The organism is Intrasporangium chromatireducens Q5-1, from assembly GCF_000576575.1.
Classification (GTDB): domain Bacteria; phylum Actinomycetota; class Actinomycetes; order Actinomycetales; family Dermatophilaceae; genus Intrasporangium_A; species Intrasporangium_A chromatireducens.
The window spans coordinates 1-10,957 of sequence record NZ_AWQS01000133.1 but is presented as its reverse complement, the minus strand read 5'-3'; the positions used below and the strand labels follow the sequence as shown (position 1 = coordinate 10,957).

General features: G+C 72.2%; 8 protein-coding genes. 4 read left to right on the top strand and 4 right to left on the bottom strand.

What is annotated here, in order from left to right; genetic code table 11:
• Positions 1-74 precede the first annotated feature (74 nt).
• A complete protein-coding gene (locus N864_RS14505) occupies positions 75-650 on the top strand; it encodes a TOPRIM nucleotidyl transferase/hydrolase domain-containing protein (RefSeq protein ID WP_034718151.1) in 576 nt (191 codons plus the stop codon).
• A 44-nt stretch (positions 651-694) separates the two neighbouring features.
• Here the strand turns inward: N864_RS14505 and N864_RS14500 are convergent, their stop codons facing one another.
• Positions 695-1,270: an NADPH-dependent F420 reductase gene (locus tag N864_RS14500; RefSeq protein WP_034718148.1), complete on the bottom strand. Its 576-nt coding sequence runs from the start codon at positions 1,268-1,270 to the stop codon at positions 695-697.
• 88 nt (positions 1,271-1,358) lie between these two features.
• Between N864_RS14500 and N864_RS14495 the strand changes: the two genes are divergently transcribed.
• The gene (locus N864_RS14495; RefSeq protein ID WP_051518603.1) at positions 1,359-1,907 is read left to right on the top strand and encodes a MarR family winged helix-turn-helix transcriptional regulator; all 549 of its coding nucleotides are present in this window, start codon (positions 1,359-1,361) and stop codon (positions 1,905-1,907) included.
• A 121-nt stretch (positions 1,908-2,028) separates the two neighbouring features.
• Positions 2,029-3,180: a flavin-containing monooxygenase gene (locus tag N864_RS14490; RefSeq protein ID WP_034718146.1), complete on the top strand. Its 1,152-nt coding sequence runs from the start codon at positions 2,029-2,031 to the stop codon at positions 3,178-3,180.
• 14 nt (positions 3,181-3,194) lie between these two features.
• Here the strand turns inward: N864_RS14490 and N864_RS14485 are convergent, their stop codons facing one another.
• From N864_RS14485 to N864_RS23725, 3 genes are all read right to left on the bottom strand, one after another.
• Positions 3,195-4,829: a LuxR C-terminal-related transcriptional regulator gene (locus tag N864_RS14485; protein WP_034718143.1), complete on the bottom strand. Its 1,635-nt coding sequence runs from the start codon at positions 4,827-4,829 to the stop codon at positions 3,195-3,197.
• Positions 4,830-4,984: 155 nt separating this feature from the next.
• Positions 4,985-7,579 (bottom strand): MMPL family transporter, encoded by a 2,595-nt coding sequence (locus tag N864_RS14480; RefSeq protein ID WP_034718140.1) that lies wholly within the window; start codon positions 7,577-7,579, stop codon positions 4,985-4,987.
• A gap of 10 nt (positions 7,580-7,589) precedes the next feature.
• A complete protein-coding gene (locus N864_RS23725; RefSeq protein WP_051518602.1) occupies positions 7,590-8,234 on the bottom strand; it encodes a TetR/AcrR family transcriptional regulator in 645 nt (214 codons plus the stop codon).
• Positions 8,235-8,438: 204 nt separating this feature from the next.
• Here N864_RS23725 and N864_RS14470 point away from each other — a divergent pair, with 204 nt between their 5' ends.
• Positions 8,439-10,925, top strand: coding sequence for an excinuclease ABC subunit UvrA (locus N864_RS14470; protein ID WP_034718137.1), 2,487 nt, complete (start codon positions 8,439-8,441; stop codon positions 10,923-10,925).
• The last annotated feature ends 32 nt before the right edge of the window (positions 10,926-10,957 follow it).

Here is a 10,957-nt window from a genome sequence, read left to right as displayed (position 1 = left end):
ACTGCTCACTCTGAGTGAGCAGTGACGCAGGAAGTCGGTTGCTGCCTCGGCCGGCGCAGTGTGAGGGTGAATGGGTGGAGCAGGAGCCCCGGCGCGCGGTCGTCCTCGTCGAGGGACGCAGCGATGCCGTGGTCGTCGAGGCGCTGGCCGCTGCCCGTGGACTGGACACCACCGACGGGGTCGTGCGGGTCGTGGCGATGGGAGGCGTCACGAACATCCGGTCACACCTGCTGCGCCACGCCGATCAGTCGGACGTCCACGTGCTGGGTCTCTGTGACGCGCCGGAGGAGCGGTACGTCGTCCGCGCGTTGCAGGAGGCCGGGCGGCCGGTGACGTGCCGGGCGGAGATGGGCGCCCTCGGGTTCTTCGTGTGCGTGCAGGACCTCGAGGACGAGCTGCTGCGCGCCCTCGGGCCGGAGGCCGTCGAGGACGCGCTGTCGGAGCTGGGTGACCTGGGCCGGTTCCGGACCTTCCAGCGTCAGCCGGAGTGGCGCGGTCGCCCGCTGCCCGACCAGCTGCACCGCTTCGCCGGGAGCGGGTCCGGGCGCAAGCTGGCGTTGGCGGCCCGCTTGGCCCGGCGCCTCACCCCCGCGACGACGCCGCCGCCTCTGGCTGCCCTCGTCGACCGCATGGTCGGTGCGGTCGGCTGAGGGGCCACCTGGGCGGACTGAGCGGGCTGAGGGGCTGAGCGGACTCACTGGATGACGGCGAACCCGCCGGTCCACGAGATCTTCTCGGCCGCGGCAAGGCTGATCTGCAGGAAGCCGACCGCCTCGAGCTCGCGCGCCCGGCGGAGGGATCCGGCGTCGATGGCGCGCAGTCCAGCAGCGCCGACGATGCCCATGACGAGGGCCTTGGCGTCGGCGTCGTCACCCGCGACGAGCACGGTCGTCGGGTTGCCGCCGACCGTCCCCGCGACGAGGGTGCCGGCGAAGGTGGTGTTGAACGCCTTGACGACGCGCGAGTCGGGCAGCGCGGCGGCGATCTCGGCCGCGGCGGACGAGTCGGCCGGGACGGTGAGCGAGTCGAACGTCTCGAAGTTGAGCGGGTTGGTGATGTCGACGACGACCTTGCCCGCGAGGCTGGCGCCGCGGCTCGCGATGATCTCGGAGACCGACGGGTAGGGCACCGCGAGCACGACGACGTCTCCGGTCACGTCCTTGCTCGTGTCCTCGTGGCCGATCAGCTCGACGGTGTTGCCGCCCTTGGCTGTGAGCCCCGCGATGGCCTGGCCCATGTTGCCGTTGCCGATGATCGTGATGTGTGACATGCCGACTCCTTGGTGTGGATTGGTTGTTCTTACAAGCGAATCTACGCCGCAGTGGTTGAAGTGTCAACCAATGCGCTATGATGGTGCCATGACCGAACCCGTCCCCTGGCTCGATGCCCGCGAGCGCGCTGCCTGGCTGCGCCTCGCGGCCATGGTCGAGCTCCTGCCGGGGACGCTCAGCCAGCAGCTGGAGCGCGACGCCGACCTGTCGCACTTCGAGTACTACGTGCTGGCGATGCTGTCCGAGGCACCCGATCGCACCCTCGCCATGTCGGCGCTGGCCCAGCGCACGAACGCCACGCTCCCCCGGCTCTCCCACGTCGTCCGCCGCCTCGAGAACCGCGGCCTGGTCGAGCGCTCCGGCTGCCCCACCGACCGCCGCGTGACGATGGCCCACCTGACGCCAGCCGGCTGGGATCTTGTCGTCGACACGGCGCCCGGCCACGTGCGCCACGTCCGCTCGCTCATCCTCGACGGCCTGACGAGCGAGCAGGTGGACCAGCTGCACGAGATCACCGCCGCGATCCTCGACCGGATCGACCCCCGCGGCTGCATGGTCGACTTCTACACCGACCCGGCCGACACCGCGGGCGGCACTGCCGCGGCCGACGGCGCTCCCGAGGCCAAGACGGCCTGACCGCCCGAACCCCGTGGCGTGGTCATTTCACGCCATCCCGTGCGCCGCAGATGGGCACGATGACGGACGCGCAGCACCCCGCTCCGCTCCTAGCGTCGAGGCATCGACCCAGGAGGAAGCCATGAACACCAGTGGAACTCACGACGATCACGTCGTCAGCACCGTCATCATCGGTGGTGGACAGGCCGGGCTCGCGACGGCGCACGCGCTGCTGTCACGCGGCCAGGACTGCGTCGTCCTCGAGCGCAACGACCGGCTCGGGGACAACTGGCGGCACCACTACGACTCCCTGCGCCTCTACACCCCGGCCCGCTACGACGGCCTGCCCGGCGTGCCCTTCCCGGGCGAGCCGTGGGCCTACCCCACGAAGGACGACGTGGCCGACTACCTGCAGACGTATGCCGCTCAGCTCGGCCTTCCTGTCCGGCTCGGTGTCCGCGTACAGCGGCTGGCCAGGGGGACGGCGGCGGGCGAGGACACCGAGGGCGGCTTCGTCGTCGAGACGACTGCGGGCACCTACCACTGCGACAACGTCGTCGTTGCGACCGGAACCTTTGGTCGGCGGCCGCACCTGCCGGACTTCGCGGCTGACCTGGACCCGGCGATCCTGCAACTGCACTCGAGCGAGTACCGCCGCCCGTCCCAGCTGTCCCCCGGACCGGTCCTCGTCGTCGGTGCCTCGCACTCGGGGTGCGACATCGCCCTCGAGCTGGCCGAGACCCGACCGACGACGCTGGTCGGGCGAGACTGTGGCCAGCTCCCCCTGAGGTGGGACACGCCCCTGCTGCGCGCGGCCCTGCCGGCGGTCCTCTTCGCCTGGCGACACGTGCTGACCCGGCGCACGCCGATGGGGCGGCGGACCATGCCGCACGTCCGGCAGCACGGTGGCCCGATGCTGCGGGTCCAGCGCCAGGACCTGGCGGCCCGCGGCGTCGTGCGCAACGTCTCACGCGTGGAGGGCGTCAGGAACGGCCTGCCGCTGCTCACCGACGGCACGGTCGTCACGGCGACGAACATCGTCTGGGCCACCGGCTTCGAGCAGCACTTCGACTGGATCGACCTGCCGGTCATCGACGAGGACGGGTGGCCGAGGGAGTACCGGGGGGTCGCCGACGACGTGCCCGGCCTCTTCTTCTGCGGCCTGTCGTTCCAGTACTCGTTCTCGTCCATGGTCCTGCCCGGTGTGGGCCGGGACGCCGACTACGTCGCCGGCCGGATCGTCGCCCGGACGCGCGACCGCGCGGAGCGGGCCACGGCACTGGTCCGGGCGTGACCCCGCCGGCCGCCTCACACGAGGTGGTGCTCGTAGGCGTAGGCAGCCGCCGCCGTGCGGCTGCCCACGTCGAGCTTGGTGAAGATGTTGGACAGGTGTCGGGCCACGGTCCGGTCGCTGATGACGAGGAGTGCGGCGATCTGCTGGTTGCTCCGCCCGACGGCGACGAGGCGCAGCACCTCGAGCTCCCGCTCGCTGAGGCCGTCCGGCCGGTCCGGCACGCGGGGTGAGACGAGCTCGTCGATGATCTGCACGGCCGGAGCGGCGCCGAGCCGGGCGAGGACCGCCCGGGCTGCCTCCAGCTCGACGCGGGCCGACCCCTCGTCACCGAGGGCGCGCAGCGCCCGGCCGATGCACACCTGGGCCAGCCCTGCGGCATACGGGTTCTCCAGCCGCGTCCACAGCGAGCGCGCCTTCCGCGCGTAGGGCAGCGCGCCAGTGGGGTCGCCCGCGGCGAGCTCCACGGTCGCCGCCGCCGAGGCTGCATCCGCGTGGACCGCATCGAAGCCGAAACTGTTTGCGAGAGAGTCGAGCTGCGCCGACAGGGAGCGAGCGGTGTCGACGTCGCCACACGCGAGCAGCACTTCGATGAGCCCGGGGAGCACCCGGACCCGGTCAACCGGTGAGCCCGGCTCGGCCACCAGGCGGCGGGCAGCACCGGCGGCCGCGCCCAGCTCGCCTCGATGGGTCCACAGCAGGGCGAGGCCGGGCTGCGGGTCGTAGCCACACTCCCCCGCGAGCCGGAACGACTCGTCCGCACCGTCGAGGTCGCCGAGGATGCGCAGCGCCTCACCTCGCTCGTAGGCCGCCTGGCCGATCGCGGGCAGTTGACCGCCGCCGCGGTAGCGCTCGATGGCGGAGTCGAACTCGTCGACCGCCTCCCGAAGTGCTCCCTGTGCGGCGAGGAGCTGGCCGCGGTGCAATGAGCACTGGCCGGTGAAGGCCACGAGGCTCGGATGGGCCTCGCACCAGCGCTGGAGCCCGGACGTCCACTCGGCCACCCGGCCGACCTCCCGGACCTCCTGGCACCCCTCGATCGCGGTGCAGTAGACGTTGCCGAACACCTCCGGGGAGCGGCCGTGAGCCAACAGCGCGGTCATCGCCTCGTCGAGGAGGGCGAGTCCCTCGGCGACCCGCCCCGACATGATCGTCACGCGACCGAGCCCACACAGCGCCAGCGCCATGAGCTCCCCGTCGTGGTGCCTGCGGCCGGTCTCGACCGCCTCCTCGGCTCTCACGGCGGCACCGGCGAGGTCACCGGACATCGCGCACCGGAACATCTGGGCGAAGGTGATGTAGCCGCGCTCGACAATGTCGGCGGGCACGTCGGCCAACAGTCGCTCGGCCGTGGCGAGCCAACCAGCCGCTTTCGACGGCTCGCCGGACGTGGCCGCGATCATGACCAGATGGAAGGCCGACCGGAGGGCGCCGGGGACGTCGTCGGACCGCAGATGCGCGAGGTGGGCCCGCTCGTCCAGCTCGAGGGCCAGCTCACGTCGGCCCAGGAGATAGGCGGCCTCGCCGGCTCGGTCGAGGTCCTCGGGCGTGAGCGACGACGGGTCGGCATCGGACCAGGTGCCCAGGGCCGCGCTCCAGTCTCCGCGCTCGAAGTCGGCGCGAGCCCGGGCCAGCTCCTCGACGACGCCCACCAGTACCTCCAACAGGAGCGTACGCGTCGCCGGGTGCCGTAGGGCGGCCAACGGCTGCGCCCGCGGACCCGCCATGCGCCCGGGACACTGGCCATGGGGAGGAAGCTCAGCGGCATACCGGGGCATTGAGGGGGCGCGGCGCGCCCCCACGGGAGTCACCTGGTATGCCGCCCAGCGGGCTCCGCGTGACGCGCCGCCTCCGCGCGTGCCGCCAGCGTGCGGGACAGGGTGGCGCCCTCGACGTCGACGTTCGGCAGCACGCGGTCGAGCCAGCGCGGGATCCACCACGCCTTCTCGCCGAGCAGGTGCATGAGCGCGGGGGTCAGCGTCATCCGGACGACGAAGGCGTCGACGAGGACACCGAAGGCGAGGCCGAACCCGATCGGACGGATCATCGTCAGCTCGGCGTGGACGAAGCCGGCGAAGACGGCGACCATGATGAGCGCCGCCGCCGTGACGACGACGCGGCCGTGGTCGAAGCCAGTGAGCACCGCCCGCCGGGCGTCCTGGCCGTGCTGGTGCGCCTCGCGCATGCCCGACACGAGGAACATCTGGTAGTCCATCGCGAGGCCGAAGAGGACGCCGATGAGCAGGGTCGGCAGGAACGACAGGATCGCGCTCGGCTGGTTGACGCCGAGCAGGTCACCGAGCCAGCCCCACTGGTAGACCGCGACGACGGCGCCGAACGCGGCCGCGAGTGACAGGAGGAAGCCGCCCGTCGCGATGAGCGGGACGACGAGTGAGCGGAAGATCAGCACGAGGATCAGCAGCGACAGGCCGACGACGATGCCGAGATAGAGCGGCAGCGAGTCGGAGAGGATCTGCGAGATGTCGATGTTGGCGACCGTCTGGCCGGTGAAGTCGACGGCCGCGCCGGTGGCCGTGGCGATGCCCGGCTCCGCGGCCCGCAGCGCCTCGACGGTCGCGACGGTCGACTCCTCGGCAGGGCCCTCGGCCGGGAGGATCTGGAAGGCGGCGGTGCGCCGGTCCTCGCTCATCCCGAACGGGACCACGGCGGTGACGCCCGTGACCGTCGCGAGCTGGTCGGCGACGTCGAGCGACTTCTCCTCCGCGGCGGACGTGTCGAGACCCGCGGGCAGCGTCGCGACCCCGATGATCGGGCCGTTCGCGCCGGCGCCGAAGTGCTCGGCGGTGAGCGAGTAGGTGCGGTGTGCCGTGGAGTTCGGTGCCTCGGACCCGCCGTCGGGCAGGCCGAGCCGCAGGCTCCCGGCCGGGATCGCGACGACGGCGAGCAGCACGACGCTCGCGAGGGCGAACAGCCACGGGTGCCGGGTGACCCGACCGGCCCACCCGGACCGGGCGTGGGTCGCCGCCTCCTCGTCGCTCTCGACGAGGTGGCCCTCGTCGGACCGCGGCTCGCCCCGGTCGGTGAAGCCGAACTTGCGCCAGGTGCGGCGCGGGATGATCCGGTGCTTGGCGGCCTCGAGCACGGCCGGGGTCAGCGTGAGCGCGACGAGCACGGCGACGGCGACCGTGAAGGCGGCGACGAGGCCCATGACGCCGAGGAACGGCACCCCCGTCACGGTGAGAGCGGCGAGCGCGATGATGACGGTCGAGCCGGCGAAGAGGACGGCGGTGCCCGCAGTGCCGGTGGCCCGCGGGATCGACTCCTCGCGCGGCATCCCGGCGAGCAGCTGGGTGCGGTGCCGGCTGATGATGAACAGGGCGTAGTCGATGCCGACGGCCAGGCCGAGCATCAGCGCGAGCGCGGGCGTCACGGAGTTCATGTCGACGAAGCGGGTCATCGTCAGGGACGCCCCGATGCCGACCGCGACGCCGACGAGCGACATCAGCAGCGGCAGGCCGGCCGCGACGAGCGTGCCGAGGACGACGAGCAGGACGATGCCGGCGATGACGATGCCGGTGATCTCACCGGGGCCGATGACGGAGCTGACGTCCTGGACGATCTCGGCGCTGAAGTCGGCCCGGACACCCTGCGCTGCGAGCGTCCTGCCGATCTCCTGCAGGCGGTCCTTGGTCTGCGTCGAGACCTCCTGCGCGCTACCGACGAACTGGACCTGGGTCAGCGCGACGGTGCCGTCGGTGGAGACGACGTGCAGGGCGGAGCTGCGGGCCACCTGGCGCTCGCCGAGGGCGAGGTCGCGCTCGCCGGTCTGGAGCTGCTGCTTCGAGGCCTGCAGCTTCTTGCTCTGCGCCTCGAGCTGGGCGCGGCCGTCGTCGAGCCGCTGCTGGGCGGCGGCGAGCTGGGGCGGGGTGGGGAAGCCCTTGGGCAGCTGCGCCTTCTGGGCGTCGAGCTGCTGCTGGGCCGCGTCGAGCTTGGCCCGCTCGCTGGCGAGGCGCTGCTCACCGGCCTGCAGCTGGGCCTTGCCGTCGTCGAGCTTCTGACGGGCCTGCTTGGTCTGGTCAGCGGCGCCCGTGAGCTGTGCCTCGACCTGGAACGGGTTGCGGACCTCGCGGACGCCCTTCAGCTTCGACCACTCGTCGATGACCTGCCCGACGGCCCGCTTCTGCGCAGCGGTGAAGGCCGTGTCGTTGGTCGTCGACAGGACAACCGTGCCGATGCCGCCGGACGCGCTCGGGATCTCGTGCTGGAGCCGGTCGAAGACCTGCTGGTAGCCGGCGTTCGGGATCTCGAAGGTGTTGCTCAGCGGCTTGCTGAGGCCGAGGGCACCGGCGGTGGCGAGGCCGAGCAGGACGAGCCAGCCGACGATGACGGTGCGGAAGTGGCGGCGGCTGAACGCGCCGAGCCGGTAGAGCAGGGTTGCCACGGGTGGCCTTTCAGTTCTGGGTTTCGGAGGCGTCGACGACGGGAGCGAAGCCGGTCGCGACGCGGGTCAGTGCGGTCTGGATGAGGTCGTGGAGAGCAGCGGCCGAGACGTCGCCGCGGCTGCGCTCGGGACCGTGCTGCCACTCGAAGAGGGCGGCCCGGCAGGTGCCGATGACGGCGCCGGCGAGGCAGCGCGCCTCGAACGAGGTGAGGTGCGGATAACGGTCCTCGAAGGCCTCGGTGAGGACGGCGTCGGCGGCCTCCCACTGCTCGAGGTCGCTGCCGCGGAGCTGGGGCAGGCGCGGCCCGAGGTCGGCGCACCGGCCGAGCCGGTCGAGCGGCTCCTGCTCGGCAGCACCGGTCATGGCGCGGGCCAGGGTCTCGAGCAGCGGCGCGTCGGCCGGCACCTGCTCCAGCTGCTCGACGGCGGCGTGGAGCAGCAGCTGGACCGGGGCGAAGAAGGCCGCCTCGACGGACGGGAAGTAGTTGAAGAAGGTGCGTCTCGAGACGCCGGCCCGGTCGGCGATGCGCTCGGCGGTGAGTCGAGCGGTGGGGTCCTCGGCGGCGAGGTCGAGGGCCGAGTCGACGATCCGCTCGCGGGTCTCCCGAGTCCGGCGTGAGCGACGCCCGTCCTCGGTGGGTCGGTTCAGCGGCACCGGACAACGGTAAGTCCAAACTTGCACACCGTGCAAATGTGCCGTGTCCGCCCCCTCTGGGTCGAGGTAAAAGCCGGGCACATCCGCCCGCCGAATACCTCGAACCGGGGCGGCCACCTGTTGGGTCGAGGTAAAAGCCGGGCACATCGGGCCGCCGAATACCTCGAACGGGAGGGGAGCGTCGCCGCCGCGTACCGTTGGCGCGTGCGCACCCCGGCCGACCATGACCCCGACGCCGGCCTGATCCGCGTCCGCGGCGCCCACCTGCACAACCTGCAGGGCCTCGACGTCGACATCCCCCGGGACTGCCTCGTCGTCGTCACCGGCGTCTCCGGCTCGGGCAAGTCGTCCCTCGCCTTCGGCACCATCTATGCCGAGTCGCAACGCCGCTTCCTCGAGTCGGTCGCGCCGTATGCCCGCCGCCTCATCAACCAGGTCGAGTCACCGCGGGTCGACTCGGTCACGGGCCTGCCACCGGCCGTCGCCCTCCAGCAGCGCCGCTCCGGCACGAGCACCCGGTCCAGCGTCGGCACCGTCACGACGCTCTCCAACACCCTCCGTATGCTCTTCTCCCGCGCCGGCACCTACCCGCCCGGAGCGGAGCGGCTCGACTCGGACTCCTTCTCCCCCAACACCGTTGCCGGCGCCTGCCCGACCTGCCACGGCCTCGGCCACGTGCACCACCCGGCGGAGGCACTCATGGTGCCCGACCCGTCGCTGTCGATCCGCGAGAGGGCGATCGCGTCGTGGCCCGGCGCCTGGCTCGGCAAGAACTTGCGGGACATCCTCGAGACTCTCGGCCACGACGTCGACCGGCCCTGGCGCGACCTGCCTCCGGCCGAGCGCGAGTGGATCCTCTTCACCGACGAAGAGCCCGTCGTGACAGTGCACCCCGTCCGCGAGGCCGGCCGGATCCAGCGGCCCTACCAGGGCCAGTACATGAGCGCGGCCCGTCACGTCCTGCGCACCCTCTCCGAGTCGAAGAGCGCATCCGCGCGCCGGCGTGCCCTCCAGTTCGTCGAGACCGTGCCCTGCCCGTCGTGCCACGGTCGCCGACTGCGCCCCGAGGCGCTCGCCGTCACCGTCGCGGGCCTGCCCGTCGACGCATGGTGGAGTATGCCGCTGAGCTCGGTCCGCGACCTCGTGCGGCAGGTGCGTGGCGAGGCAGAGGAAGGTGACGTCGCCGCAGCCCTGGCACCGGACCTCGAGGCGCGGCTCGACGTGCTCATGGAGCTCGGCCTCGGCTACCTCTCCCTCGACCGGCAGACACCGACCCTTTCCTCGGGCGAGCTCCAGCGGCTCCGGCTCGCCACGCAGCTGCGGTCGGGCCTGTTCGGCGTGGTCTACGTCCTCGACGAGCCGTCCGCCGGGTTGCACCCAGCCGACCGAGAGCCGCTCCTGACCGTGCTGAACCGCCTTGTCGCCGAAGGGAACTCGGTCCTCGCGGTGGAGCACTCGGTCGATGTGATGCGTCGCGCCGACTGGCTCGTCGACGTTGGGCCGCACGCCGGCGACCTCGGTGGGCGCCTCCTCCACTCCGGCCCGATCGCCGGTCTCGCCGAGGCTTCGGAGTCCGTCACCGCGCCCTACGTCCTCGGCACCGCACCAGCACCGGAGGCACGCGAGCCGCGGGTCCCCCGCGGCGAGCTCACCCTGCACGACATCGACCGGCACAACGTCCTCGGCACGGACGTCACCTTCCCGCTCGGCGTCCTCACCGCCGTCACCGGGGTCTCCGGCTCCGGCAAGTCGACGGTGCTGGAGGTGCTCGGACAGGTCCTCGGCGCCCACCTCGACCCCGGCGCCAGGACCGAGCCGGAAGCGGAGGGCAACGTCGAGGACGAGGAGGTGAGCGGCATACGGTCTCGCCTTCCCCGCACGAGCGGGAGCGAGCACGTGCGCCGCGCCGTCGTCGTCGACCAGCGGCCGATCGGGCGGACGCCGCGGTCCAACCTCGCGACGTACACGGGCCTGTTCGACGGGGTGCGCAAGCTCTTTGCGGAGACGGACGAGGCGAAGCGGCGTGGCTATGGCGTCGGGCGATTCTCCTTCAACGTCAAGGGTGGTCGCTGCGAGACCTGCCAGGGCGAGGGGTTCGTGTCGGTCGAGCTGCTGTTCCTGCCGGGGACGTACCGAGTGTGCCCGACGTGCCACGGGGCTCGCTACAACCCCGAGACGCTCGAGGTGCGCTGGCACGGGCTGACGATCGCGGACGTCCTCGCCCTCAGCGTCGACGAGGCGGCGGGGGTGTTCGCCGACGAGAGAGGGGTCGCGCGCAGCCTGCGCACGCTCGTCGAGGTCGGGCTCGGCTACCTCGGGCTCGGGCAGCCGGCGACCGAGCTGTCCGGCGGGGAGGCGCAGCGGATCAAGCTCGCGACCGAGCTGCAGCGGACGCAGCGGAAGGGGACCGTCTATCTGCTCGATGAGCCGACGACCGGGCTGCACCCGGCCGACGTCGAGGTGCTCATGCGCCAGCTGCAGGGCCTGGTCGACGGCGGCAGCACGGTCGTGGTCGTCGAGCACGACATGACCGTCGTCGCCCAGTGCGACCGCGTCATCGACCTCGGCCCCGGGGCCGGCGAAGCGGGAGGGCGCGTCGTCGCGGCCGGAACCCCTTGGGAGGTGGCGCAGTCCGCGGACAGCCGCACGGCTGCCTACCTCGCCGAGGCCCTCGCCGCCGCTCTCCCCTGACGTCGACCGGTCACTTTCCCCCAGTCGAGAGG

Excerpts from the sequence above, each read along its gene's own strand:
- N864_RS14500 (WP_034718148.1), bottom strand. The coding sequence starts at position 1,270 with ATGTCACACATCACGATCATCGGCAACGGCAACATGGGCCAGGCCATC.
- N864_RS14490 (WP_034718146.1), top strand. The coding sequence starts at position 2,029 with ATGAACACCAGTGGAACTCACGACGATCACGTCGTCAGCACCGTCATC.
- N864_RS14495 (WP_051518603.1), top strand. The coding sequence starts at position 1,359 with ATGACCGAACCCGTCCCCTGGCTCGATGCCCGCGAGCGCGCTGCCTGG.